This is a genomic window from Streptomyces ziwulingensis (assembly GCF_039542605.1).
GTDB lineage: Bacteria > Actinomycetota > Actinomycetes > Streptomycetales > Streptomycetaceae > Streptomyces > Streptomyces ziwulingensis.
Map to the genome: position 1 here is coordinate 1 of NZ_BAABIG010000046.1, position 24,269 is coordinate 24,269.

The following is a 24,269-nucleotide window of genomic DNA, read 5'->3' on the forward strand; positions in this document are numbered from 1 at the left end:
CGACGCCCACCCCGACCCCCACGCCGACGCGGAGCGCCGCCCCGGCACCCGCTCCGCCCGCCCCGGCGCCCCCGCCGGCCGGCCCCACGCCCCGTCCGTCGCTGACGCCGGTGCACTACCCCCGCTACCGCAGCTCCCCGCCGCGCCCCCGCAGGCCGAGCCGCGCCCCCTCCCCCCTCGTCTTCGTGCTGCTCATCACGGTTCCCGCACTGGTCGCCGTCGTCGCGCTGCGCCCCCGCTGATCCCTGGAGGCTCCCCTTGCCGGAATGGCTTGTTCTCACCCTCGCGATGCTGGCCGCGTGTGCCGTCGTGGTCGTCATCACTCTCGTACGGCACCGCAGAGCCGCGGCGGACGAGGACATCACCGAGACGCCGGACGTCATCGAGTACATGACGATGTGGATCGGCGTGGTGTACGCCATCGTCCTGGGTCTGGCGATCGCCGGTGTCTGGGAGGCGCGCAGCGCCGCCCAGGACCAGGTGCAGACCGAGGCGGTCGCGCTGCACGAGATCTCGGAACGGGTCCGGGTCTACCCGCCCGAGATCCGGGAGCGGATTCGGGACGATGTCAATGCCTATGTCGGACACGTCGTCACCACCGAGTGGAAGGTGATGCACGAGAGCGGGGAGGTCACCGAGCGCGGCACGGTGCTCCTCGACCGCGTCCGCGCCGACGTCACCGACTACGAACCGCGGTCGGACTTCGAGGCCCAGGCGTACCAGCCCCTCGTCGACCAGGTGGCCGCGGCCGACCAGGCCCGCACCTCGCGTGCGGAGTCCACCGGGGCGACCATGCCGGGCGTGGTGTGGTTCGGCCTCATCATCGGCGGCGCCGTCACCATCGGCATGATCTTCGCCCTGCAGATCCGCCGCACGCCCCGGGAGTTGATCCTCGCCGGGCTGTTCTCCGCGCTGATCGCCTTCCTCCTCTTCCTCATCTGGGACTTCGACTCGCCCTACAGCCGGGGCCTGGGCGCGTCCACGGACCCCTTCCTCAACCTCTTCCCGGGCGTCAAGGACTGACGGTTCCCCGGCGGCCCGACGCTCGCCGGCGGCGCGGTCGGCACGGCGGATGACCTCGCGGGGCGTCGCCCCGGACCCCCTGCCTCAGGGGGTCCGGGGCGACGCCCCGCGCGTGCCGGGTCCCGTGCCCCGCGTTCCGGTGGGCCTCAGACGCGCCGCTCGGCCCGGCGGCGCATCCAGAACAGCCCGCCGCCGGCGACGGCCGCCGCCACGAGTCCGCCGCCGATCGCGATGTCGGCCGGGGTGGCCCCGCTGGAGCTGCTGCCGCCGAGACCGCCGCGGACACCGCCGATGACGGTGAAGGCGGCCGGCCGGGTCAGCGTCCGGCCCGAGCAGTTGACGGTGATGTCGTACGAGCCCGGCGAGGCGTTGTGGTGGATCGTCGCGACGCCCTTCGAGGTCTCGTTGGCACCCCTGACCGGCGTCAGATGGGTCGTCGAGAAAGCCCGGGAGGTCATCGTGCCGCCGTTCGGGCAGCCGTCGACCGTGACGGTCATCTGGCCGCCGCGCGAGATGACGCTGGGCAGGGCGACGATGTTGCTCGGCGTGTCCCAGGCGGAGGCCGTGGGGGCGGCGAGCCCGAGGACAGCTACGGCGGCACCTGTGACCGCCAGGGCACGAGAGGTACGCATGTGATCCTCCGCGGAAGGCGCCCCGGGACCCGTCCCCGGTCGATCGGCGAGAAAGCGCCTCCCGGTACGACCCTCAGTTGGGGTGGCGGCGGCCGCATTTCGGCGATGGTCCGTCCTGGTGAGCCCATTCACCGCACCGGAACCGCGGGAGTGGACATCACCGCAGGTCACGGAGTGTCAGAGAATTCCTGACGGCCCCGCCCCGGATGGCGCACGGCAGGGGCGCGGCACAGGCGCGGCAGGAGTCCCGGGGGCGTGCGGCCACCGTGCGGGCCACCCGTTCGCTTCCGCCCCGTCGCCGGTCGGGCGGGCGGCACCTACCGTGCTGCGTATGCGCGACTGACAGGGCGACGGCCGTGTCGAGAGGGGATGTCGAATGTCTGCGTCCGAGCTGGCCGACGAGGAGGAGCGGCGGCACAAGCGTGCTCCCTGGGGCGTGATAGCGCTGGTGCTGCTGACCGGCCTCGCGCTCATTCGCAACGGTTCGGGGGAGTTCGACGTGGGGCCGCCGCAGCCCGCCGCCGCCGCGGCCGCGGACAGCCGCCGCGCCGAGGTGGGTGAGGCCGTGCAGGTCCCCCGTCCGCTGCCGTACGCGGTACCCGGCCGGGTCCGGATCGACGGCATCCAGGTCGACGCGCCGATGATGCCGGTGGGCCTGGACGCGGACGGCTGGGTCGGGGCGCCGCCGCCGGAGGACTCGAATCTGGCGGGCTGGTTCACCGGCGCGGTCTCCCCCGGCGAGAAGGGCACGGCGGTCGTGGTCGGCCATGTCGACAACAAGCAGGGGCCCGCCGTCTTCTACGGCCTCGGCGCCCTGAAACCGGGGAACGGGGTGGAGATCGACCGCGAGGACGGAAAGACCGCGGTGTTCGAGATCTACGGCATCGAGGTCTTCGAGAAGGACGATTTCCCCGGCGACCGGGTGTACGCCTCCAAGGGCGGTCCCGAACTGCGCGTCATCACCTGCGGCGGCGGATTCTCCAAGCAGAACGGTTACGCGGGGAACGTCGTCGCCTTCGCCCGCCTGACCGAGATCCGCTGAAGCGGTCGCCCGGCCGGGCGGGGGACGTCGCTCAGGCGGGCTGCCGCCGGGGCACGGTGAGGTGGTAGCCGGAGTCCAGGAGCCGCGGCAGATAGGAACGCAGGGCACGCACGCTCTGCGAACGGTCGCCCCCGGCGTCGTGCGAGAGCACCACGACGCCGGGGGCGGCGCCGTCCTCGACCCGGCCGACGATGGTGCGGGTGCCGGGGGCGGTCCAGTCCAGGGTGTCGACGGTCCAGGCGAGCGGCTCCATGCCGAGTTCCGCGCCGAGCTGGAAGGCGGCCCGGTTCCACGCCCCGTACGGTGCCCTGAACCACCGGGGCGGCTCCCCGTACGCCGCGTCGACGACCTCGCAGGTGCGTTCCATCTCGGTGCGGATGCGGCGCCGGGACAGGCCGGTCAGCAGCGGGTGGGACCAGGTGTGGTTGCCGACCACATGTCCGTCGTCGGCCATCCGGGCCAGCAGGTCCCGGTTGTCGTCGGCCATCTCCCCGCACACGAAGAACATCGCGCGCACCTCGTAGGCGGCCAGGGTGTCGAGGATGTCGGGGGTGTAGCGGGGGTCGGGTCCGTCGTCGAAGGTCAGCACCATGGTGCGGCCGCGTCCGGAGACGCTCAGGAGCGGCTCGCGGCGGACCGGGGTCCGCGCGAGGGAGGCCCGCGGCGGACCGTAGCCGGTCAGGGGCTGGAGCCGGTAGGCGGAGGGCCGGAGCGCGCGGCGCGCCGGGGGGCCCGGGGCGGGAGCGGCGGCGGGGACCGGTACCGGGTCGGTCCCGTCGAGCGCGCCGAGCACGCCGGCGGTCGAGGCCGCGCCCGCGGCGGCGGCGTCGGCCAGCAGCGCGCGGCGCCGCGTGAGCAACTGATCCTTCTTCATGACTCATCAGTCGCCCGGTGGCGGACGGGCGCACCAGTACAGCACCGGAGCGGCGGCACGAATCCACCCGCCCGGCGCAGCGGCTGCCGCGGCCGCGGGGCCGGCCGGGCCGGGTCCCGCCGCAGGTCTCCGGGTGCCCCGAAGCCGGTGGCCGGCGCGGGGCCGATAACCTCGCCGCGTGACGGAACAGCAGCACAGCTCTCAGTTCGAGCGCGGCACGGACGGCCCGAAGGTCATCGTGGTCGGCGTGGACGGGTCCGACTCCTCGCTACGGGCCGCGGCCTACGCCGGGGGCCTCGCGCGACGGCAGCGGGCGCTGCTCGCCGTCGTGTACGTACAGCCGATGCTGGCGGGGGGCGCGGCGCTCGGGGCGCCGGTCGCGGAGACGACCGACGAGATCGCCGAGGAACTCGTGGCCCACATCCGGGAGGCGGCCGAGACCGTCAAAGGGATATTCGAGGTGCGCTGGGAGTTCCACACCTTCCGCGGCGACCCCTACAGCGGCCTGTGCGCGGCGGCCGACGAGCTGAAGGCGGACGCCGTGGTGGTGGGCGCCTCCGAGCAGGCCGGGCACCGGATCGTGGGGTCCGTCGCGGTGCGGCTGGTGAAGGCGGGCCGCTGGCCGGTGACGGTGGTGCCGTAGCGGCGTCCGCTACTCCCCCGTCAGCAGGCCGTCCTTGGCCGCGCCCCGCGCGAGCGCCCGGCCGAGGGTCGACCGGTTGCCGCGCATCGGGCGGAAGTCGTGGCCGGTGGCACCGGCGTCGAAGCGGGCCCGGTCGATGACCGAGCGGTAGGGCGGCACGTCGCCGGAGGCGACCAGGGTGAAGGCGCCGGTGTCCTCGGGCGGCGGGGCCGGGCGGCCCGGCGGCGGGTGGTGGTCGCGGGCCTGGCAGGCCGCGCCCGCGCTGAGGACGACGGTCAGGGCCAGGGCCACCAGTCGGCCGCGTGTGATCATTCGTTCACCCCGCTGTGGTCACGCCCGGACAAAAAAGTATGATCTACACACAGATAAGTAAGGGAGTCGGGCGTCTCGGAAGCCCGCCGCGACACGCCCATTAGCCCGTCCGGCGTGCGCGCGGGAGGGGAAGCGACCGTTCACCGAACCGTTCATCGACGCGATCGACCGTCCGCCGCACATCCGTGCGCACGCCCTGTCCCCCGGCCCGCCTCCTGCGATGCCATACGGCCATGACGGCCGGAACCACCCTCACCCACACGACCGCCGAGCACGAGCTCGCCGCCCTCCAGCGCGAGCACGGCCGGCCGCTCTTCGCGCTGCTGCTGCGGCTGTGCGACGGCGACCGGCAGCGCGCCGAGGACCTGGCGCAGGAGACGCTGGTCCGCGCCTGGCAGCATCCGGAGGCGCTGCGCGCGGGCGGTTTCGACTCCGTACGGCCCTGGCTGCTCACCGTGGCCCGGCGGCTGGCGATCGACGCGCGGCGGGCCCGGCAGGCACGGCCGGCCGAGGTCGGCGACGCGGTGCTGCGCAACGCCCCGGCCTGCGCCGATCACGCCGAGCGGGCCGCCGCCGCGCTCGACGTCCGGGAGGCTGTGAAGACTCTCACTCCGCACCACCGTGACGTCCTGGTGCTGGTGTACTTCCACGGGGCGAGTGTGGCCGAGGCCGCGGCGGCCCTGGGCATTCCGGCCGGTACCGTGAAGTCCCGCGCGTACTACGCGTTGCGCGCCCTGCGCGGAGTGTTGCCGGGTTACGCCGCCGACCTGCACTGAAACCGGCGCTTGGGTCAAGCCTCCGTAAAGCGCCTTGCCGAGGACCCCCGCGGGGTAATCGGCTGTCCTCATCCGTGTTCCGGACGGGGCCCCTCGCGGGGCCCGGGTGGGGCGACGCGCACGCACCGGAGGAAGGCAGGAAGGGATGCTGGACAGAGGTCACGAGAGCACGGAGGGCGGCGCCGGGGACGAACTGGTCGTCCCCATGGCGTGGTTGTACGCCGAGTACATCGCCGACGAGCTGCTGCGCAGCGGCGACCTGATGCCGCCGACGTCCTTCGAGTTCCGGGCCGGCCGGGACGCGCTGGCGCTCACCGTCTTCCTGTCCGACACCGACGGCGAACTCAGCGGCATCCAGGTCGTCTCGCATCTGGAGACCTGGCTGTCGCTCACCGCCTACGACCAGCCGTGGCAGGACTGGGTGCGCGAGCGGCTGTCCGAGGCCGCGGCCGGGGCGGCCACCGGTGACGCGCCCGCGCCCGACCTCGCTCTGGCCCGCGCGGCGTGGCGCTGGCTCCAGGAGACCGAACTGCTCGCGCCGGACCTGAACGCGGTGCCCGGCGGCGCCGCGGGGACCGGCGAGGACGAGGGCCCGAAGGTGTGGACCCCGGCCTGGCAGCTCGGCCTCCCGCTGGGGCATCTCGCCATCCACCTCTTCTGAGGCGCACGCCGGAGCACGCCGGAGCGTGAATCGGAGCCGGGCGCTTGAGTGATTCCGCGGTCCGCCGCGTACGGGTGGGGGCGACACGCCCCCCGCCCGCGGCCGGCGGCACCAGATCACGAGGATCACGAGGATGCGAAGATGAGGTCCCTGGAGAGCCATCGCGACGCCGGCGCCTACGCGCTCGGCGTGCTGGACAAGGCGGACGCCTTCCGGTTCGAGGACCACCTCATGGAGTGCCCCCGCTGCACCGTCGCGGTCACCGAGTTCGGTCCGCCGGCACGGCAGTTGACGCTGTACCGGGTGGCCACCCCGCCCGCCGTGCCTCCCTTCGCCCGGCCCGGTCCCGGACTGCTGGACCGCCTGCTGCACCGGGTGGCGGCGGCCCGGCGGGCCGGGCGGCGCAGGCTCTGGCAGGCCGTGACGGCCGCGCTGGTGTGCGCGGCGGCGCCGGGGACCGGACTCCTCCTGCGGCAGGACGAGCCGGCGGTGCGGACCGCGGCGGCCCACGAACGGTCGGGGGTGCGGACCGCGGCGGCCGACGAGCGGTCGGGGGTGTGGGCGCGGGTCACGACCGAGGACGCGCCCTGGGGCAGTGGCGTGCGGGTCGAGGTCAAGGACGCGGCGGGCCCCCGCTCCTGCCGGCTGGTCGCCGTCGGCCGCGACGGCACCGAGGAGACCGTCACGAGCTGGCGCGTGCCCCGGCGCGACGCCCGGCCCAGCACGGTGCGCGGCGGCGTGGCCCTGCATCCCCACGAGATCGCGCGCTGGGAGGTGCGGACGGCCGCCGGGGAACGCCTCGTGACGCTCCCCGCGGGCTGACCGGGCCGCCGGGCCGGACCGGCGGGCCGCCCCGGGGTCACTTCAGCAGCCGGGACAGCCTCCGGTCCGCCAGCGGCCGGCCGCCGGTCTGGCAGGTCGGGCAGTACTGGAGCGAGGAGTCGCTGAAGGCGACCTCGCGGACGGTGTCCCCGCACACCGGGCAGGGCTCGCCGGTACGGCCGTGCACGCGCAGGCCGCTCTTCTTCTCGGCCTTCAGCCGGCCCGCCGCCACCCCCCGGGAACGGGCGACGGCCGCGGAGAGGGTGGAGCGCAGGGCCGTGTACAGCGTGGCCGTCTCCTCGGGGGTGAGCGACGAGGCCAGTTTGAAGGGGGACATCCGGGCGGCGTGCAGGATCTCGTCGCTGTAGGCGTTGCCCACCCCGGCGATCAGGGCCTGGTCGCGCAGCGCGCCCTTGAGCCGGCGCCGCTCGCCGTCCAAGAGCGCGGCGAAGCGCGCCTCGTCGAAGTCGTCGGCGAGCGGGTCCGGGCCGAGCCGGGCCACCCCGGGCACCTCCTGCGGGTCGCGCACGACGTACACCGCGAGCCGCTTCTGCGTGCCGGCCTCCGTCAGGTCGAAGCCGGCGCCGGTCTCCAGCGCGACGCGCAGCGCGAGGGGGCCCTTGCCCGGCCGGGGGAGGCCGTCGGGCAGCGGCTCCCGCCAGTGCAGCCAGCCGGCGCGGGCGAGATGGGTGACCAGATGCGGGCCGCCCTCGGTCGCCACGTCGAGGAACTTGCCGCGCCGGTGCACGGCGGCCACCCGGTGGCCGTCGAGGGCGGTGAGCGGAGGGTCGTAGGTCTTCAGGACGCTGATCGCCACGGGCAGGGTGCGGACGATCTCGTGGCCGGTGAGGTGCTCGGTCAGGAACTCCCTGAGCGCCTCGACCTCGGGCAGTTCGGGCATACGTCCAGGGTGCCACCCGCCACCGACAACGCCAGGCGGGGCCACCGGCCCCACCCCGCGTGACGGTGCGCCCGCCCTCACCCCTCCCGGTGCGGCACCAGGAACTCCGACCACACGCACTTGCCGCCGCCGCGCGCCTCCACCCCCCACACCTCGGTCAGCGTCTCGACCAGCAGCAGGCCCCGCCCCGAGACGCCACAGTCGCCCGCCTCACGGCGGCGCGGCAGGGCGCTGGAGGAGTCCTCGACCTCCACGCGCAGCCGCCGGTCGGCGCCGGAGAGGACCCGGAGGGTGACGATCGCAGCGCCCTCGGTGTGCATGAGGGCGTTGGTGATCAGTTCGTCGGCGACCAGTTCGATCTCGTCGCCGTGGTCCTCGGCGCCCCAGGCCCGGACGGCGGCCCGGATCAGGTGCCGGGCCTCGGTGAGGGCCTCGGGGTCGCCGGGGGCGACGTGCTGCTGGAGCCGGCCGCCCGGCTGCGCGGCGTCCTGGCCGCGGCGGCGCAGCAGGAGCAGCGCCACGTCGTCCTCGCCGCCGCGCTGCTCCGCCTCGTCGATGAGCAGGCCGGCGAGGTCGCGGACCTCCTCGGGGCCCGCGGCGACGGTGGCGGCGAGGGCCCGGACGCCGTCGTCGAGGTCGGCGCCGGGCCGCTCGACCAGGCCGTCGGTGCAGAGCACCAGGGTGCTGCCCGGGTCGAGTTCGAGCGTGCTCACGGGATAGGCGAGGCCCCCGAACTCGGCGGACAGGCCGAGCGGCAGCCCGCCCTGGACGGGCACCCGGCGGCAGGTGCCGTCCGGGTACCGCACCAGGGGGTCGATGTGCCCGGCGCGGACCACCTGGACCACCCCGGTGGTCAGGTCGGCCTCGGCGTACAGGCAGGTGGCGAAGCGGTCGGTGTCGAGTTCGTGGAGGAAGACGGAGGCGCGGGCCATCACGGTGGCCGGGGTGTGGCCCTCGGCGGCGTAGGCGCGCAGCACGATGCGCAACTGGCCCATGACCGCGGCGGCGTGGGTGTCGTGGCCCTGGACGTCGCCGATGACCGCGCCGACCCGGCCTCCCCCGGAGGGGGTGGCGCCGGGCAGCGGGATCAGGTCGTACCAGTCGCCGCCGATGTCGCGGCCCAGGGTGCCGCCGATGGTGGCGGCCCGGTAGCGGACGGCGACGTCGCAGCCGGGCACGCTGGGGATGGTGCGCGGCAGCATGGCCTGCTGCAGCCCCGCGGCGAGGTCCATCTCCTGCTCGTAGAGCATGGCCCGCTGCAGGCTCTGCGCGATGCTGCTGCCGAGGGCGACGAGGACGTTGCGGTCCTCGGCGGAGAAGCCGCGCCGGTCGCTGTAGAGCAGGCCCATGGCGCCGATCGGCCGGGCCTGCGCGATCAGTGGCAGGTAGGCGGCCGAGGTGATGTCGAGGTGCGGGATGTGCCGCCACAGCAGCGGATAGCGCTCGGCGAACTCCTCCGGCGACTCGATGAAGCGCGGGCTGAGGGTACGGACCACCTCGCTCATCGGGTAGGGCTCGTCGATCCGGGTGATCCGGGTGCCGGGGACGAAGCTGTTCTCGGGGCCGTCGGAGATCAGCCGGATGCGGCCGGCCTCGACGAGGCCCATGACGAGGCTGGTGGCGCCCAGGCGGGTGAGGCCGTTGGTGTCCCTGAGGACGTCTGTGACGTCGTCCACGGTGCGGGCGTGGGCCAGGGCCGCGGTGGTGATCTCCACGACGCTGGTCTGCCGGCGCCGCGCCTCGTCCTGGGCCGCCCGCTCGCGGCGGCCCTCCAGCTCGCTCAGTTCCCGGGTGGCGTCGCGGACGATGCCGACGATGCGGCGGGGCCGGCCGGTCGGGTCGCGCCGGATGTAGCCCTGGGTGTGGGTCCAGCGCAGGTGGCCGTCGCGGCAGCGCAGCCGGAAGTAGGCGCCGTAGTTCTCGCTGCCGTCCTTGATGGCCTGGGCGACCAGGGCGTCCAGGCGCAGGCCCTCCGCGCGCGGAATGCGTGCGGACAGGCTCTCCGGACGGCCGTCGAACTCCTCCGGACGCAGGTCGAAGACCTCGTGGGCCTGGGCGTCCATGTGGAACAGGCCGCTCTCCAGGTCCCAGTCGAAGCTGCCCATGCGGTTGAGCGCCAGGATCGGTTCCGGGTGGGCGGGCCAGTCGTCCGGGAGTGACAGGGCGCTCGCTCCCCGATCAACCATGGGGCTACCTTGCCAGGATTTGTCCGATTCTTCGACTCGGTCGTTTATGGTCAGCCCTAATCGGTGGTACTCAGTCGTACTCGGTCGCGGACGATCACCGCGCGGAAACCGAGGTCTGCTTCACTCCGTCCCACGCACGAGCGAAGGAGCGTACGGCCGTGGAGTGGTTCACCGCCCCCGATCAGTGGCTGAGCCGGCTGGTCTGCCAGAAGGCGCTGGCCGCCGTGTACCTGGTCGCGTTCCTGACGGCCGCCCGCCAGTTCCGGGCGCTGATCGGCGAGCGCGGCATGCTGCCGGTGCCCCGGTTCGTGGCGCGGGTGCCGTTCGGGCGGGCGCCGAGCCTGTTCCAGTGGCGCTACTCGGACCGGCTCTTCGCGGGCTGCGCCTGGACGGGGTGCGCGGTGGCGGTGGCGCTGCTCGCGGGCGCGGACTCGGCGCTGCCGCTGTGGGGCGGCATGCTGCTGTGGCTGCTGCCCTGGGCGCTGTACCTGTCGATCGTCAACGTCGGGCAGACCTGGTACGGGTTCGGCTGGGAGTCGCTGCTGCTGGAGACCGGCTTCCTCGCCGTGTTCCTCGGCAACGACGAGGTGGCGCCACCGGTCGTCGTGCTGTTCCTGCTGCGCTGGCTGCTGTTCCGGGTGGAGTTCGGGGCGGGGCTGATCAAGATGCGCGGCGACGCCTGCTGGCGGCGGCTGACCTGCCTGGACCACCACCACGAGACCCAGCCGATGCCGGGCCCGCTGAGCTGGTTCTTCCACCGTCTGCCGCGCCCCGTGCACCGCGTCGAGGCCGCCGCCAACCACGTCACCCAGCTCGTGGTGCCGTTCCTGCTGTTCACCCCGCAGCCGGTCGCCACGGCCGCCGCCGCGCTGATGATCGTCACGCAACTGTGGCTGGTGCTGTCGGGCAACTTCTCCTGGCTGAACTGGCTCACCGTCGTCCTGGCCCTGTCGGCGGTCCGGTTCCCGGCCGGTCCGCCGCCGTCGCCGGTGTCCGCCGCGCCCCGCTGGTTCGAGGTGGTGGTCCTCGCGGTGGCCGCGCTGCTCGTGGCGCTGAGCTGTCGCCCGGTGCGGAACATGCTCTCCCGCCGCCAGGTGATGAACCGCTCCTTCGACCCGCTGCACCTGGTCAACAGCTACGGCGCCTTCGGCAGCGTCAGCCGCGTCCGGTACGAGGTGGTGATCGAGGGCACCGCCGACGAGGTGCCGCGCGCGGACGGGGACTGGCGGGAGTACGAGTTCAAGGGCAAGCCCGGTGATCCGCGGCGCTGGCCGCGCCAGTTCGCCCCCTACCATCTGCGGCTGGACTGGATGATGTGGTTCGCCGCGCTGTCGCCCGCCTACGCCGGGACCTGGTTCGGCGTACTGGTGGAGCGGCTGCTGGAGAACGACCGGGACACGCTGCGGCTGCTGCGCCGCTCCCCCTTCCCGCCGCACGCGCCGCCCCGCCACATCCGGGCCCGCCTCTTCCGCTACCGGTACACGACGTGGCGGGAGCTGCGGGAGACGGGTGCCTGCTGGGAGCGGAGCGAGGTGCGGGAGTACCTGCCGCCGACGCGGCTGGCCGGCCGGTGCGGCGGCTGAGGACGCGGGTCAGGCGGGGACCGGCGCGTGGTCGGGCAGCAGCCCGGTCCGCTTCAGCTCCCGCCAGAACGCGGCGGGTACCGGTACGGCGAGCTGGTCGGCGCAGTCGTGCACCTCGGCCGCCGACCGGGCGCCGACCAGGACGCTCGCGACGGCCGGGTGCGCGCCGCTGAAGGCGAGGGCGGCGGCCCGCAGCGTGGTGCCGTGGCGCTCGGCGAGGGACTTCAGCCGCAGGGCGCGCTCCAGCAGTCCGGCGGGGGCGGCCGTGTAGTCGTACGTCGCCCCGGGCGCGGGGGCGGCCAGCAGGCCGGAGTTGAAGACGCCGCCGACGACGACGCGGGTGGCGCGGGCCAGCGCGGCGGGGAGCAGGTCGTCGAGCGCGCTCTGGTCGAGGAGGGTGTAGCGGCCGGCGCAGAGCACCACGTCGACGTCGGTGTCCAGGACGAACCGGGTCAGCATCCCGGTCCGGTTCATGCCGGCGCCGATCGCCCGGACCACGCCCTCGGCGCGCAGCCTCTCCAGCGCCGGATAGCCCTCCCGGAACGCCTGTTCGGCGTGGTCGTCGGGGTCGTGCAGGTAGACGGCGTCCACCCGGTCCAGGCCGAGCCGGCCGAGGCTGGCCTCCAGTGAGCGGCGTACACCGTCGGCGCTGAAGTCCCACACCCGGCGGTGGGTGGCCGGCACGGCGAAACCGTGGGCGCGGTCGTCGCCGGTGCCGGGCGGGGCCGGTACGAGCAGGCGGCCCACCTTGGTGGAGAGGGTGTAGGAGTCGCGGGGCCGGTCCCGCAGGGCGGCGCCGAGGCGGCGTTCGGAGAGGCCGAGACCGTAGTGCGGGGCGGTGTCGAAGTGGCGCACGCCCCGCTGCCAGGCGGCGGTGACGGCCCGGTGCGCCTGCTCCTCGCCGACCTCGGTGAAGAGGTTGCCGAGCGCGGCGGCGCCGAAGGCCAGCCGGCCGGCCGCGGTGCCGCCGGGCGTGTTCACCGGCCCGCCGGACGCGGCCGCAGGCCCTGCATGCCGCCGTCGACGGCGAGTGCGGTGCCGGTGGTGGCGCCGGAGAGCGGGCTGGCCAGATAGGCGATGGCGCCCGCGACCTCGTCGGCGGCGACCAGCCGGCCGGTGGGCTGGCGGGCCGCCAGGGCGGCGCGTTCGGCGGCCGGGTCGGGGGCGCGGGCGAGCAGCCGGGCGATCCACGGGGTGTCCGCGGTGCCGGGGTTGACGCAGTTGACGCGGATGCCCTCGCGGACGTGGTCGGCGGCCATGGCGAGGGTGAGCGCCTGCACGGCGCCCTTGGTGGCGCTGTAGAGCGCCCGCTGCGGCAGCCCGGCGGTCGCGGCTATCGAGCAGACGTTGACGATCGCCGCGTGGCCCGAGGCGCGCAGGTGCGGCAGACAGGCGCGGCTGGTACGGACCATGCCGACCACGTTGACGTCGTAGACCCGGTGCCACTCGTCGTCGCCGTTGTCCTCGACGGTGCCCTGCGCGCCGATGCCCGCGTTGTTGACCAGGACGTCGAGGCCGCCGAGGGCCGTCGTGGCGGCGTCCACCGCCGCCCGCACCGAGGCGTCGTCGGTGACGTCGGCGCGGTGGGCGAGGAGCGGCCCCGGCAGGCGCGGGACGTCGAGGTCGAGGACGGCGACCGCGGCGCCGCGCGCGGCGAGGAGATCGGCGGTGGCCCGGCCGATGCCGGCGGCGCCGCCCGTCACCAGGGCCCTCAGGCCCGCGAAGTCGCTCATGCCGCCCGCCCTCCCACCCGCTCGGCGGCTGCCTTCGCGGCTGCGTCCGCGGTCCAGAAGGTGCCGCCGGGGTAGGTGTAGCGGGCGATCGACTCGGGCCGCAGGGCCGCCGAGAAGCCCGGTGCGGTGGGCGCGGTGTAGTGGCCCGCGCGGATCACCACCGGGTCGAGGAAGTGGTCGTGCAGATGGTCGACGTACTCGATGACCCGGTCCTCGGTGGTGCCGGTCAGGGCGAGGTAGTCGAACATCGCGAGGTGCTGGACGAGTTCGCACAGGCCGACGCCGCCGGCGTGCGGGCAGACCGGGACGCCGTACTTCGCGGCCAGCAGCAGGACGGCGAGGTTCTCGTTGACGCCGGCGACGCGGGTGGCGTCGATCTGGACGATGTCGACGGCGCCGGCCTGGAGGAACTGTTTGAAGACGATCCGGTTGGCGGCGTGCTCGCCGGTGGCGACCTTCACCGGGGCCACGCCGCACCGGACGGCCGCGTGGCCGAGCACGTCGTCCGGGCTGGTGGGTTCCTCGATCCAGTACGGGTCGAACTCGGCGAGCGCGTTGGTCCAGCGGATCGCCTCGGGCACGTCCCAGCGCTGGTTGGCGTCGAGCGCCAGGCGTACGCCGGGGCCGATCGCGGCGCGGGCGGCGCGGCAGCGCCGGATGTCGTCGTCGAGGTCCGCGCCGACCTTGAGCTTGATCTGCCGGAAGCCGTCGGCGACGGCCCGGACGGCGAGGCGGGTGAGCTTGTCGTCGTCGTAGCCGAGCCAGCCCGGGGAGGTGGTGTAGGCGGGGTAGCCGGTGGCCAGCAGGCGGTCGGTGCGCGCGGCGGCGCCCGCGCGTCCCCGGCGCAGCAGTTCCAGGGCCTCGTCGGGGGTGAGCGCGTCGGTGAGGTGACGGAAGTCGACCTGGCCGACCAGCCACTCGGGCTCGGCGTCGGCGAGCAACCGCCACAGCGGCTTGCCGGCCCGCCGCGCCGCCAGGTCCCAGACGGCGTTGACGACCGCGCCGATCGCCATGTGCATCACGCCCTTCTCCGGTCCCAGCCAGCGCAGTTGGCTGTCCCCGACCAGGTCCCGGTAGAGCGTGCCGGGGTCGGCGCACAGCGCGTCGACGGACCGCCCGAGGAGATGGGGGCGCAGTGCGTGGACCGCGGCGACCTGCACCTCGTTGCCGCGCCCGATGGTGAAGGCGAAGCCGTGCCCGCGCGGGGCCTGCTCGGCGTCGGTGCGCAGCACGACGTAGGCGGCCGAGTAGTCCGGGTCGGGGTTCATCGCGTCCGAGCCGTCCAGCTCGCGCGAGGTGGGGAACCGGATGTCGTAGGTGTCGACGGCGATGACGCGGGCGTCGGTGGCGGGCACGCGGCTCCTCGGGGAAGAGTGACCAGTTCCCGCATATTTATCAGACCACTTGACGTCACCGACACCCTCAGGCATCGCGTAATGTCTGCTATGTGCCAGTTGGCGAACTTACTGACACGGCAAGTCATCCGATGACTTCCGCTCCTTCCTCCGGCCGGGACCGCCGCGCCGCCCGCCTCAGCCGCAGGGTGGTCAACTGGAACGGCCGCAGCCGTACGGTGATCCGGTCGCCGTCGGTCTCGGGCGCCGGCTCCTCGTCCAGCGGGCGTTCCAGCAGGTCGGTCACGGTCACGCCGGCCACCGCGAAGCCGGCGGTGAGGGTGGCGCGGGCCCGGCCGCCGTGCGCCTCGTGGCAGCGGACCACGACGTCCCCGCTGCCGTCGTCGGCCAGCTTCACGGCGGTGAGCACGACCGCGTCGTCGTCGGCCGTCACCAGCGGCGCGACCTCGCCGGCGCCGGTGGCGTGCCGTGGGGGCAGGTTGATCCGCCAGCCCTCGCGGACCGCGTCGCCGACCCGGGCGCCGGGGACCAGGGCGTGCCGGAAGCGGTGCAGGCCCTGGTCGGTCTCCGGGTCGGGGAAGCGCGGGGCGCGCAGCAGGGAGACCCGGACGGTGGTGGTCGTGCCCCGGTCGCCGTCGGTGCGGACGGTGCGGGTGACGTCGTGGCCGTAGGTGGAGTCGTTGACGACCGCGACGCCCCAGCCGGGTTCCTCCAGGTGGACGAAGCGGTGGTTGCACGCCTCGAACCTGGCCGCCTCCCAGGAGGTGTTGGTGTGGGTGGGGCGGTGGAAGTGCCCGAACTGGGTCTCGGCGGCGTACCGCTCGGTGTGCAGGTCGAGCGGGAAGGCCAGTTTCAGGAACTTCTCCGTCTCGTGCCAGTCGACCTCGGTCGCCACCTCCAGCCGCCGCTCCCCGGGCGCCAGGGTCAGCACCTGGGTGACGCGGGAGGAACCGAAGGAGCGCACCACGCGCACCGAGGCGCCGTCCTCGCCGGGGGCGACCTCGTCGGCGCCGGTCAGGTCGGTGACCGTGTGGCGGTAGAACTCGTCCACGTCCCAGGCGTCCCACATGTTGGGGAGGTCCTGGTGGAGCTGGAGGAGGCTGGCGGCCCGGCCGGGGGCGACCGTCTCCCGGCCGGCCCCGAGGTCTCGGACGGAGACGACCAGCCCGCGGGCGTCGATCCCGACCCGCAGCAGGCCGTTGTCGAGGACGTGTCCGCCGCCCGGACGCGGCGTCAGTGTCGTCGCGCCCTCGCGCACCGGCGTGCGGGCGCCGCCCGCCGGGACGCCGTCGCGGGTGTGCGGGGCGGAGTTGAAGACGAGCGGGGTGCCGCCCCGGCCTGCCAGCGCGCGCTGGGCGGCGCCGATGATCGCCTCCAGCTCCCCGGCGATCCGCTCGTAGGTCCGCCGGGCCTCGCGGTGCACCCAGGCGATGGAGGAGCCGGGCAGGATGTCGTGGAACTGGTGCAGCAGCACCGTCTTCCAGAGGCGGTCGAGTTCCTCGTACGGGTAGGCGTGCCCGGTGCGCACGGCGGCGGTGGCCGCCCACAGCTCGGCCTCGCGCAGCAGGTGCTCGGCGCGGCGGTTGCCCTGCTTGGTCCGCGCCTGGCTGGTGAGGGTGGCGCGGTGCAGTTCGAGGTACAGCTCGCCGACCCAGACGGGCGGCTCGGGGTACTCGGCGGCGGCCCGCTCGAAGAAGGCCCGCGGGGTCTCCCAGGTCACGGTGGCCGAGCCTTCGAGGTCGCGCAGGCGGGCCGCCCTGGCGACCATCTCGCGGGTGGTGCCGCCGCCCCCGTCGCCCCAGCCGGTGGGGGCCAGCGAGTGCCGGGCGACGCCCTTGTCCCGGAAGTTGCGGGCCGCGTGGGCGATCTCGGCGCCGGTCATGGCGCAGTTGTAGGTGTCGACGGGCGGGAAGTGGGTGAAGATCCGGGTGCCGTCGATGCCCTCCCAGCGGAAGGTGTGGTGGGGGAAGCGGTTCGTCCGCGACCAGGAGATCTTCTGTGTCAGCAGGTACTTCGAACCGGCCGCCCGGATGATCTGCGGCAGGCCGGCCGCGAAGCCGAAGGTGTCGGGCAGCCACACCTCGTCGTTCTCGATGCCGAACTCGTCGAGGAAGAACCGCTTGCCGTGCACGAACTGCCGGGCCATCGCCTCCGAGCCGGGCATGTTGGTGTCGGACTCCACCCACATCCCGCCGGCCGGCACGAACCGCCCGCCGGCCACCGCCTTCTTCACCCGGGCCCACACCTCGGGCCGGTGGTCGCGCACCCACGCCCACTGCTGGGCCTGCGACATGGCGAAGACGAACTCCGGTTCGTCGTCCAGCAGGGCGGTCATGTTGGCGGCGGTGCGGGCGACCTTGCGCACGGTCTCGCGCAGCGGCCACAGCCAGGCCGAGTCGATGTGCGCGTGCCCCACCGCGCTGATCCGGTGGGCGGAGGCCGCGGCGGGGGCGGCGAGGACGCCGGTGAGCGCCGCGCGGGCGCGGGCCGCGGTGCCGTTCACGTCCTGGAGGTCGAGGGCGTCCAGCGCCCGGTCGACGGCGCGCAGCAGGTCGTACCGGCGCTGCGAGTCGGCCGGCAGCTCGGCCATCAGCTCACCCAGCACCTCCAGGTCCGCCACGAGCTGCCGGACGGTCTCGTCGAGGACGGCGAGATCCATCCGGGCCAGGGTGTACTGCGGCGCGTCGCCCGCGGTGTGCCGGTCGCCGAGCGGGGTGGGCACGAAGGGGCGGGGGCCGAGCACGACGGGGTTCGCGGCGGCCTCGACATGCAGCAGCACCCGCTCCCCGCCCTCGACGGGGGCGCCGATCCGCACCCACTGGTTGCGGGGGTGCAGGCCCTTCACGGGGGTGCCGTCGGGGCGGTAGACCAGGCCCTCGCACTGGAAGCCGGGCAGGTTCTCGTCGAAGCCGAGGTCGAGGAGGGCCTCGACGGTCCGGCCGGCCCACCGCGCGGGGACGGTGCCGGTGACGCGGAACCAGCTCGTGCCCCAGGGCGCGCCCCAGCGGGCGCCCACCTCGATCGGCTCGGGGACGGCGGCCAGCCCCTCGGCGACCGGCACGGGCTCGCCCGGGGCGTGCCACACCGCGACCTCCAGCGGCACCGAGTCGGGGTACACGGCCGGGCGGACCCGCTCGTCGAGGACCCGCCCGAGACGGCCTTCGACCAGGCTGCGGTCGTCATGCATACGGGATGCTCCGTGGTGGTCGGGGGCACGGGGTCACCCGTCCAGCGTCCGTCCGGCGGGCGGGTTCGACAACCACGCGCGCGAGTCACACACCCGGCGCGCGGGCGCGACCGGGCCGTGCGCCCGGCTCGGAAACTTTCCCGTCACACTATTGTCAACAATTTCGTTGGCCGTTACGTTGAATCCTGCTCCGCGCCTCGTCGCACACTCCGGGGCGACCCTTCACAGCAGTCAGGAACGACGATGATCATCGATTGCCACGGCCACTACACCACCGCTCCCCCGGCGCTGGCGGCCTGGCGCGAGCGGCAGATCGCCGCACTGGGCGACCCCGCCGCCGCCCCCGCCCGGGCCGGCCTCGTGATCAGCGACGACGAGATCCGCGAGAGCGTCGAGTCGAACCAGCTCCGGCTGATGGACGAGCGCGGCATCGACCTGACCGTCTTCTCCCCCCGGGCCTCCTTCATGGCCCACCACGTCGGCGGTTTCGAGACCTCCGCCGAGTGGGCGTCGATCTGCAACGAGCTGTGCTTCCGGGTCAGCCGGCTCTACCCGGAGCGGTTCGCGACGGCCGCCATGCTCCCCCAGTCCCCGGGCGTCGACCCGGCCACCTGCCTGCCGGAGCTGACCCGCTGCGTCGAGGAGTACGGCGCCGTCGCGCTGAACCTCAACCCCGACCCCTCCGGCGGCCACTGGACGGCGCCCCCGCTCACCGACCGCTCCTGGTACCCGGTCTACGAGAAGATGGCCGAGTACGACATACCGGCGATGGTGCACGTCAGCACCAGCGTGAACCCCGCCTTCCACACCACCGGCGCGCACTACCTCAACGCCGACACCACGGCGTTCATGCAGCTCGTCCAGGGCGACCTGTTCCGGGACTTCCCCACCCTGAAGCTGGTGATCCCGCACGGCGGCGGCGCGGTCCCCTACCACTGGGGCCGCTTCCGCGGCCTGGCGATGGCGCTCGGCAAGCCGGAGCTGACCGAACACGTCCTGGGCAACGTCTTCTTCGACACCTGCGTCTACCACCAGCCCGGCATCGACCTGCTGCTCGACGTCGTCCCCGCGAAGAACGTCCTCTTCGCCTCGGAGATGATCGGCGCGGTCCGCGACCTCGACCCGTGCACCGGCTTCCACTTCGACGACACCCGGCGCTACGTGGAGGCGGCCGAGCTGCCCGCCGGGCACCGGGCGGCGATCCAGGAGGGGAACGCGCGCGCCGTCTACCCGCGGCTCGACGCCCTGCTCAGGAGCCAGGGGCGCTGACCCGAGGCACCACCGGAACACCGCACCACGCGGCGGGCGGCACCGCCGCGGCGAAAGGAACCACCCCGATGAGCACGCTCGCCCCCAAGACCCCCGGCTGGCTCGACTGGTACGCCGGCCCGTCGAAGCCCGCGTTCCGGCTCCCGCCGGGCACGGTCGACGCCCACTGCCACGTCTTCGGCCCGCAGGCGGAGTTCCCCTTCGCGCCGCAGCGCAAGTACACCCCCTGCGACGCCTCCAAGGCCGATCTGTTCGCCCTGCGCGAGCACCTGGGCGTGAGCCGGAACGTCATCGTCCAGGCCACCTGCCACGGCGCGGACAACTCCGCGATGGTGGACGCCGTACGCGCCTCGGACGGCACCGCGCGCGGCATCGCCACGGTCCGCCCCGACATCACCGAGGCCGCCTTGCGCGAGCTGGACGAGGCGGGGGTGCGGGGCGTCCGGTTCAACTTCGTGCGCCGCCTGGTCGACAGCGCGCCCGAGGAGGACCTGCGCACCGTCGCGCGGAAGATCGCCCCGCTGGGCTGGCACATCGTCCTGTACTTCGAGAGCGCCGACCTGCCCGACCTTGAGGGCTTCTTCTCCTCGCTGCCCGCCCCGCTCGTCATCGACCACCTCGGCCGCCCGGACGTGACCCGGCCGGTGGACGGCCCCGAGTACGCCCGGTTCCTGCGGTTCGTCGCGGGCAACGACGTCTGGGTCAAGGTGAGCTGCCCGGAACGGCTCAGCGTCACCGGCCCCGCCGCCCTGGACGGCGAGCGCCACGCCTACACCGACGTGGTGCCGTTCGCCCGGCGCGCGGTCCAGGAGTTCCCGGACCGGGTGCTCTGGGGCACCGACTGGCCGCACCCCAACCTCACCGACCACATGCCCGACGACGGTCTGCTCGTCGACCACGTCCCGCTGATCGCCCCCGGCGCCGAGGAGCGGCACAAGCTGCTCGTCGCCAACCCCATGCGCCTGTACTGGCCCGGCGAGGCCGGCTGAGCGTCTCCCGTCCCCCCAATGGCAAGGGCTCCACCATGCACCGCGTCAACGCTCTCAACCGGCTGGACAGGCTGCCGGTCTCCCGGTTCCACAAGACGACCCTGCTGGCCGTCTCGTTCGCGTACTTCTTCGAGTTCGCCGACATCAACAGCTTCGCCGTCACCGCGCCCAAGCTGATCGACCTGTGGGGCGTCAGCGTCAACCAGGTCGCCTACGTGACCTCCCTGTCGTTCGTCGGCATGTTCCTCGGGTCCATCGCCGCCTCGACCCTCGCCGACCGCTGGGGCCGAAAACGCGCCCTGATGCACACGACGCTCTTCTTCGGCTTCTTCTCCTTCCTCTCGGTGTTCTCCTGGGACCTCGTCTCCCTCGGCGTCTTCCGGGTCCTGACCTCGGCCGGCCTGTCGGCGATGACGGTCGTGGCGGTCATCTACGTCAACGAGATGTACCCGTCGGCCGTGCGCGGCCGGTACCAGGCGTACGCCATCGTCATCGGCATCTGCGGCACCCCCGTCACCAGCCTGATCGCCAGCGCGGTCGTCCCGATGGAGGACTGGACCTGGCGCCTGGTCTTCCTGTGGGGCTCGCTGGGCATGCTGCTGGTGCTGTTCACCCGGCACCTCAAGGAGTCGCCGCGCTGGCTGGAGAGCCGGGGCAAGTACGCCGAGGCGGAGGAGGTGCTGCGGGAGATCGAGACCTCGGTCGTCGCCGAGCGGGGGCCGCTGCCCGAACCCGCCCCGCCGGTGGCGGAGGCGCCGGTGACCAAGGCCCCGCTGCGGCTGCTGCTGCAGCGGAAGTACCTGATGCCCACGCTGCTGCTGACGGTGGTCTGGGTGACGCAGACGATCGGCTTCTTCGGCTACTCGAGCTGGGCCCCCACCCTGCTCTCCAAGGAGGGCTTCAGCGTCGAGGACTCGGTCTTCTACGTGGCCCTCACCACCGTGGGCGCGCCACTGGGCTCCTATCTGGCGGCCCTGGTCACCGACCGGTTCGAGCGCAAGTGGTGCCTGGTCGCCTTCGGCACGGTGATCGCCCTGTGCGGCCTGCTGTACGGGCTCACCTTCAACCCGGTGCTCATCATCGTCTTCGGTTTCCTGGTGAACCTCTTCGAGCGCGGCTACACCGCCCTCGGCTACGCCTACTCGCCCGAGCTGTTCGACACCCGCAGCCGCTCGCTGGGCACCGGCGTCTCCTACGGTCTGGGCCGGCTCTCCAACGCGGCCGGGCCGCTGGTGGTCGCCGCGCTGTACAACAACAGCGGCTACCAGAGCGTGTTCTTCTTCATCGCCGGGAGCTGGCTGCTGGGCGCCCTCGTCCTCGCGGTGTTCGGGCCGCGCACCCGGGCCGCCCGGCAGGCGGCGGCCGCCTCGGCGCCCGCGCGGAAGACCCCCGCCTGACCGGACCGGCATGGGCGTGCGGGGTCACGCCCATGCCGTCGCGTCAGTCGACGCTGGGCAGGATGTGGGGCTCGGCCAGATCGTCCTCGTAGCCCGCGAGCCGGATGGGGGCGGACCGGGCCCACACGTCGAGGCTGCCGATCTCGCCGGGTCTGCGGCCGGCTCGGTCCGCGCGTTCCTTGGGACGTTTCTCGCGATTCGTCGTTTCCGGTGTCACCGCGCACTCCTTATGTGTCGGGTCACCCTCGGGCCTCTCCGGCCAGTCTGCTGTCCGGTACATGACGCCCGCTGGGATCTGAGTCGAAAAAGTCAGTTCGGTCGCGGTGGCGCCGGTAACTCGGGGCAGCGGGCCGCTGGTGCGCCGGCTCGTCCCATGACGGACCGGTGGGTGTGGGTAGGACCCGTACTGCTGTCCGTCCGGACCAGATTAACCAAATGAGCGGCAGTCCGCTCTATGGCGCTGCAAACTCCTGGTAATCATCACGCTTCGTACCGCGCGCAGTTGAGCCGGCATCGCCCACGTCCGTCACCTGTCGTTCACCGCGTCCGTCACCCGTTCGGCGGACAGCGTCGCGCCGGTCCGCGAACCGCGGGGGCGGGGCGGCGGGGCAGTTCAGGTGGCGTTGGCCGGGCCGCAAGCTCGTCATGGTCTGCTGCCGTGCGCAAGGGCTGTCTCGCGGGAGGACCGGCGCATGGAGCTGCGGAGCGTCGACGAGCTGATGGACCTGCTGTACGCCTGCCGGGGCTCCCGGGAGACCGCCGGTCCCGGCGCCGGCCCCGGTGACCCGCACGGCCATGCGCTGCGGACCGCCGCGCTGCTGCGCCGCAGCCGTCCCGCGGACAAGGAGCTGCAGGTGGCGGGTCTGGTGCAGAACGTCGGCCGGCTGCTGTGGCCCGGCGACGAGGCCGACCGCGCGGCGCGCACCGCCGACGCCGTCCGCCCGCTGCTCGGCGCCCGGGTCGCCCGCCTCCTGCTGCGCCGGGCCCGCCCGGACGCCCCGGCCGACGAGGACGCGCTCCGGCTCCGCGAGGCGGCGGCGGAGGGACGCGGCGCCGACTTCGACGCCGGTGTCCTGGAGGACTGGCGCCCGGTGCTGGAACTGGTGGCCTCGCGCCACTTGCGGCTGGGCGCCGTCGACTGACCGGCCCGGCCGCGGCTCACCACTTGCCGGGCGCGTAGTCCTTCATGAAGACGCCGTACAGGTCCTCGCCCGCCTCGCCGCGCACGATCGGGTCGTATACGCGGGCGGCGCCGTCGATCAGGTCGAGCGGGGCGTGGAAGCCCTCCTCGGCCAGCCGCAGCTTGTCGTAGTGGGGGCGTTCGTCGGTGATCCAGCCGGTGTCGACCGAGGTCATCAGGATGCCGTCGGCCTCGAACATCTCCTGGGCACTGGTCCGCGTCACCATGTTCATGGCGGCCTTCGCCGCGTTGGTGTTCGGATGGCCGGCGCCCTTGTAGCCGCGGGCGAACACGCCTTCCATGGCGGAGACGTTGACGACGTAGGCGCGCTTCGCGGACGCCTCGCGGGCGGCCTCGGCCATCGCCGGGCGCAACTTGCTGATGAGGATGAACGGCGAGGTGTAGTTGCAGAGCTGGGTCTCCAGCAGCTCGACCGGGGAGATCTGCTCGATGGTCTGCACCCAGGTGTTGCTGTCGACCACGTCGGGGACGAGGCCGCCCGCGTCGATGGCGGTGCCGGCGCGGTGCCGGACCACGCTGGCGTTGCCGGCGACCAGGGCGAGGTCGGCCACGGCTTGCGCGTCGAGCCCGGAGACCCCGGCCGGCAGCGCCGCCAGCGCCTCGACCGCGCCGGAGTCGAAGGCGCCGATCACGTGGTGCGGGGGCAGCTCACCGGCCGGCAGCGGGGCGCTCTCGCCCTCGACCAGCGCGGCGTAGGCGGAGGGCAGGCGGCGTACGGTCTGGGTGGCGTTGTTGATCAGGATGTCGAGCGGTCCCTGTGCCGCGACCTGGTCGGCCAGGGCGACGGCCTGGGCCGGGTCGCGCAGGTCGATGCCGACGACCGCCAGGCGGTGGAGCCACTCGGCGGAGTCGTCCATGGCCTTGAAACGGCGGATGGCGTCCTTGGGGAAGCGGGTCGTGATCGTGGTGTGCGCGCCGTCGCGCAGCAGCCGCAGCGCGATGTACATGCCGATCTTGGCCCGGCCGCCGGTGAGCAGCGCGCGCTTGCCGGTGAGGTCGGCGCGGGCCTCGCGCCGCATCCGGTTCTCGGCGGCGCAGCGCCGGCAGAGCTGGTGGTAGAAGTAGTCGACCTCGGCGTAGCGCTGCTTGCAGATGTAGCAGGAGCGGGGGCGCTGGAGTATCCCCGCGATGGTCCCCTCCTCGGTGCGGGAGGAGGGGAGGATGCCCTCGGTCTCGTCGTCGATGCGCTCGGCGGACCCGGTGGCGGTGGCCTCGGTGACCGCCTTGTCGTGGGCCGTCTTGGCGGCCCGGCGCTCCTGGCGGCGGCGCTGCTTGACCGTCCGGTAGATGTGCGAGGTGGCCCGGCGCACCGCGATCGCGTCGGGGTGGTCGACCTCGATCCGGTCGAGTTCCTCCAGTACGCCGAGGCAGACGGCCAGCCGCCCGGGGTCGATCCCGGGGCCGTACGCGGACGCGGTCACCTCGTCGTCCGTGGTCGCCGAACCGTCCTGTGTCACCGTCATCGCCGCTGCCGTTCCCTGGTCGCTCGCGGCGCTCCGACTCGCGTCCGCTTTCGCAAGCCGGGATTTTACGCGAGCGGTGGGCCCGCTGGCGAAACCGTCCGGATCAGGGCCCGCGGGCCGTGCTCGGCACCGCCGCCGCGTTCGATCACGGTCGAGTGCGATCACGCTGCGCACAGGTGACGCCGGAGTGAGCCCCGCCCCTTGCGCGGGGCGGGGCTCA

21 protein-coding genes and 2 pseudogenes are annotated in these 24,269 nt (G+C 73.7%); 12 read left to right on the forward strand and 11 right to left on the reverse strand.

The genetic code is table 11. The features are described 5' to 3' along the window. Both ABEB00_RS22035 and ABEB00_RS22040 read left to right on the forward strand, forming a co-directional pair. A pseudogene (locus tag ABEB00_RS22035) lies at positions 1–242 on the forward strand (hypothetical protein); the annotation flags it as partial. Positions 243–258: 16 nt separating this feature from the next. After that, the gene (locus ABEB00_RS22040; RefSeq protein WP_345621729.1) at positions 259–1,023 is read left to right on the forward strand and encodes a bestrophin-like domain; all 765 of its coding nucleotides are present in this window, start codon (positions 259–261) and stop codon (positions 1,021–1,023) included. Positions 1,024–1,169: 146 nt separating this feature from the next. Here the strand turns inward: ABEB00_RS22040 and ABEB00_RS22045 are convergent, their stop codons facing one another. Beyond that, positions 1,170–1,655 carry a hypothetical protein gene (locus tag ABEB00_RS22045; protein WP_345621730.1) on the reverse strand — a complete coding sequence of 162 codons (486 nt, stop codon included), beginning with the start codon at positions 1,653–1,655 and terminating at the stop codon, positions 1,170–1,172. A 376-nt stretch (positions 1,656–2,031) separates the two neighbouring features. Between ABEB00_RS22045 and ABEB00_RS22050 the strand changes: the two genes are divergently transcribed. Further along, positions 2,032–2,697, forward strand: coding sequence for a class F sortase (locus ABEB00_RS22050; RefSeq protein WP_345621731.1), 666 nt, complete (start codon positions 2,032–2,034; stop codon positions 2,695–2,697). 31 nt (positions 2,698–2,728) lie between these two features. On the opposite strand, the gene ABEB00_RS22055 is transcribed toward ABEB00_RS22050, so the two are convergent. Beyond that, positions 2,729–3,571, reverse strand: a complete 843-nt coding sequence (locus tag ABEB00_RS22055; RefSeq protein WP_345621733.1) for a polysaccharide deacetylase family protein — start codon at positions 3,569–3,571, stop codon at positions 2,729–2,731. A 178-nt stretch (positions 3,572–3,749) separates the two neighbouring features. Between ABEB00_RS22055 and ABEB00_RS22060 the strand changes: the two genes are divergently transcribed. Then, positions 3,750–4,214, forward strand: coding sequence for a universal stress protein (locus tag ABEB00_RS22060; protein WP_345621734.1), 465 nt, complete (start codon positions 3,750–3,752; stop codon positions 4,212–4,214). Positions 4,215–4,268: 54 nt separating this feature from the next. Here ABEB00_RS22060 and ABEB00_RS22065 read toward each other — a convergent pair. Further along, positions 4,269–4,526, reverse strand: a pseudogene (locus ABEB00_RS22065) (CapA family protein); the annotation flags it as partial. A 233-nt stretch (positions 4,527–4,759) separates the two neighbouring features. Here ABEB00_RS22065 and ABEB00_RS22070 point away from each other — a divergent pair. The 3 genes from ABEB00_RS22070 to ABEB00_RS22080 all read left to right on the forward strand — a co-directional run bounded on the left by ABEB00_RS22070 (position 4,760) and on the right by ABEB00_RS22080 (position 6,785). Continuing rightward, on the forward strand, positions 4,760–5,302 hold the full coding sequence (locus ABEB00_RS22070) for a sigma-70 family RNA polymerase sigma factor (RefSeq protein ID WP_345621735.1): 543 nt from the start codon (positions 4,760–4,762) through the stop codon (positions 5,300–5,302). 145 nt (positions 5,303–5,447) lie between these two features. Then, positions 5,448–5,963 carry a hypothetical protein gene (locus tag ABEB00_RS22075; RefSeq protein ID WP_345621737.1) on the forward strand — a complete coding sequence of 172 codons (516 nt, stop codon included), beginning with the start codon at positions 5,448–5,450 and terminating at the stop codon, positions 5,961–5,963. 141 nt (positions 5,964–6,104) lie between these two features. Continuing rightward, a complete protein-coding gene (locus ABEB00_RS22080) occupies positions 6,105–6,785 on the forward strand; it encodes a zf-HC2 domain-containing protein (RefSeq protein ID WP_345621739.1) in 681 nt (226 codons plus the stop codon). Positions 6,786–6,822: 37 nt separating this feature from the next. Here ABEB00_RS22080 and ABEB00_RS22085 read toward each other — a convergent pair whose 3' ends face one another. Both ABEB00_RS22085 and ABEB00_RS22090 read right to left on the reverse strand, forming a co-directional pair. Next, entirely contained in the window at positions 6,823–7,686 is an 864-nt protein-coding gene (locus ABEB00_RS22085) for an Fpg/Nei family DNA glycosylase (RefSeq protein ID WP_345621740.1), read from the reverse strand. A gap of 77 nt (positions 7,687–7,763) precedes the next feature. Next, a complete protein-coding gene (locus ABEB00_RS22090; RefSeq protein WP_345621742.1) occupies positions 7,764–9,872 on the reverse strand; it encodes a SpoIIE family protein phosphatase in 2,109 nt (702 codons plus the stop codon). A gap of 158 nt (positions 9,873–10,030) precedes the next feature. Here ABEB00_RS22090 and ABEB00_RS22095 point away from each other — a divergent pair, with 158 nt between their 5' ends. Beyond that, positions 10,031–11,455, forward strand: coding sequence for a lipase maturation factor family protein (locus ABEB00_RS22095; RefSeq protein ID WP_345621743.1), 1,425 nt, complete (start codon positions 10,031–10,033; stop codon positions 11,453–11,455). A gap of 9 nt (positions 11,456–11,464) precedes the next feature. Here the strand turns inward: ABEB00_RS22095 and ABEB00_RS22100 are convergent, their stop codons facing one another. The 4 genes from ABEB00_RS22100 to ABEB00_RS22115 form a co-directional block, all read right to left on the reverse strand. Beyond that, positions 11,465–12,436: an aldo/keto reductase gene (locus tag ABEB00_RS22100; RefSeq protein ID WP_345621745.1), complete on the reverse strand. Its 972-nt coding sequence runs from the start codon at positions 12,434–12,436 to the stop codon at positions 11,465–11,467. Continuing rightward, positions 12,433–13,188 (reverse strand): SDR family NAD(P)-dependent oxidoreductase, encoded by a 756-nt coding sequence (locus ABEB00_RS22105; RefSeq protein ID WP_345621746.1) that lies wholly within the window; start codon positions 13,186–13,188, stop codon positions 12,433–12,435. Before ABEB00_RS22105 ends, ABEB00_RS22100 begins: the two co-directional genes overlap by 4 nt. Further along, positions 13,185–14,543 carry an enolase C-terminal domain-like protein gene (locus ABEB00_RS22110; RefSeq protein ID WP_345621748.1) on the reverse strand — a complete coding sequence of 453 codons (1,359 nt, stop codon included), beginning with the start codon at positions 14,541–14,543 and terminating at the stop codon, positions 13,185–13,187. Before ABEB00_RS22110 ends, ABEB00_RS22105 begins: the two co-directional genes overlap by 4 nt. Before the next feature lie 124 nt (positions 14,544–14,667). Further along, entirely contained in the window at positions 14,668–17,730 is a 3,063-nt protein-coding gene (locus ABEB00_RS22115) for an alpha-mannosidase (protein WP_345621749.1), read from the reverse strand. 243 nt (positions 17,731–17,973) lie between these two features. On the opposite strand from ABEB00_RS22115, the gene ABEB00_RS22120 reads away from it, so the two are divergent. From ABEB00_RS22120 to ABEB00_RS22130, 3 genes are all read left to right on the forward strand, one after another. Further along, entirely contained in the window at positions 17,974–18,999 is a 1,026-nt protein-coding gene (locus ABEB00_RS22120; protein WP_345621750.1) for an amidohydrolase family protein, read from the forward strand. A 68-nt stretch (positions 19,000–19,067) separates the two neighbouring features. After that, positions 19,068–19,988, forward strand: coding sequence for an amidohydrolase family protein (locus tag ABEB00_RS22125; protein WP_345621751.1), 921 nt, complete (start codon positions 19,068–19,070; stop codon positions 19,986–19,988). A 35-nt stretch (positions 19,989–20,023) separates the two neighbouring features. Further along, positions 20,024–21,385, forward strand: coding sequence for an MFS transporter (locus ABEB00_RS22130; protein ID WP_345621752.1), 1,362 nt, complete (start codon positions 20,024–20,026; stop codon positions 21,383–21,385). 43 nt (positions 21,386–21,428) lie between these two features. On the opposite strand, the gene ABEB00_RS22135 is transcribed toward ABEB00_RS22130, so the two are convergent. After that, positions 21,429–21,602, reverse strand: a complete 174-nt coding sequence (locus tag ABEB00_RS22135) for a hypothetical protein (RefSeq protein ID WP_345621754.1) — start codon at positions 21,600–21,602, stop codon at positions 21,429–21,431. A gap of 475 nt (positions 21,603–22,077) precedes the next feature. Here ABEB00_RS22135 and ABEB00_RS22140 point away from each other — a divergent pair, with 475 nt between their 5' ends. Continuing rightward, entirely contained in the window at positions 22,078–22,527 is a 450-nt protein-coding gene (locus ABEB00_RS22140) for a hypothetical protein (protein WP_345621755.1), read from the forward strand. A gap of 16 nt (positions 22,528–22,543) precedes the next feature. Here ABEB00_RS22140 and ABEB00_RS22145 read toward each other — a convergent pair whose 3' ends face one another. Further along, positions 22,544–24,049, reverse strand: a complete 1,506-nt coding sequence (locus tag ABEB00_RS22145; protein WP_345621756.1) for an SDR family NAD(P)-dependent oxidoreductase — start codon at positions 24,047–24,049, stop codon at positions 22,544–22,546. Positions 24,050–24,269 lie beyond the last annotated feature (220 nt).

What these genes read in the sequence shown, in the direction of transcription:
- ABEB00_RS22080 (WP_345621739.1), top strand. Translation starts at nt 6,105, where the DNA reads ATGAGGTCCCTGGAGAGCCATCGCGACGCCGGCGCCTACGCGCTCGGC.
- ABEB00_RS22075 (WP_345621737.1), top strand. Translation starts at nt 5,448, where the DNA reads ATGCTGGACAGAGGTCACGAGAGCACGGAGGGCGGCGCCGGGGACGAA.
- ABEB00_RS22115 (WP_345621749.1), bottom strand. Translation starts at nt 17,730, where the DNA reads ATGCATGACGACCGCAGCCTGGTCGAAGGCCGTCTCGGGCGGGTCCTC.
- ABEB00_RS22085 (WP_345621740.1), bottom strand. Translation starts at nt 7,686, where the DNA reads ATGCCCGAACTGCCCGAGGTCGAGGCGCTCAGGGAGTTCCTGACCGAG.
- ABEB00_RS22105 (WP_345621746.1), bottom strand. Translation starts at nt 13,188, where the DNA reads ATGAGCGACTTCGCGGGCCTGAGGGCCCTGGTGACGGGCGGCGCCGCC.
- ABEB00_RS22145 (WP_345621756.1), bottom strand. Translation starts at nt 24,049, where the DNA reads ATGACGGTGACACAGGACGGTTCGGCGACCACGGACGACGAGGTGACC.
- ABEB00_RS22045 (WP_345621730.1), bottom strand. Translation starts at nt 1,655, where the DNA reads ATGCGTACCTCTCGTGCCCTGGCGGTCACAGGTGCCGCCGTAGCTGTC.
- ABEB00_RS22140 (WP_345621755.1), top strand. Translation starts at nt 22,078, where the DNA reads ATGGAGCTGCGGAGCGTCGACGAGCTGATGGACCTGCTGTACGCCTGC.
- ABEB00_RS22090 (WP_345621742.1), bottom strand. Translation starts at nt 9,872, where the DNA reads ATGGTTGATCGGGGAGCGAGCGCCCTGTCACTCCCGGACGACTGGCCC.
- ABEB00_RS22120 (WP_345621750.1), top strand. Translation starts at nt 17,974, where the DNA reads ATGATCATCGATTGCCACGGCCACTACACCACCGCTCCCCCGGCGCTG.
- ABEB00_RS22055 (WP_345621733.1), bottom strand. Translation starts at nt 3,571, where the DNA reads ATGAAGAAGGATCAGTTGCTCACGCGGCGCCGCGCGCTGCTGGCCGAC.
- ABEB00_RS22070 (WP_345621735.1), top strand. Translation starts at nt 4,760, where the DNA reads ATGACGGCCGGAACCACCCTCACCCACACGACCGCCGAGCACGAGCTC.
- ABEB00_RS22050 (WP_345621731.1), top strand. Translation starts at nt 2,032, where the DNA reads ATGTCTGCGTCCGAGCTGGCCGACGAGGAGGAGCGGCGGCACAAGCGT.
- ABEB00_RS22130 (WP_345621752.1), top strand. Translation starts at nt 20,024, where the DNA reads ATGCACCGCGTCAACGCTCTCAACCGGCTGGACAGGCTGCCGGTCTCC.
- ABEB00_RS22125 (WP_345621751.1), top strand. Translation starts at nt 19,068, where the DNA reads ATGAGCACGCTCGCCCCCAAGACCCCCGGCTGGCTCGACTGGTACGCC.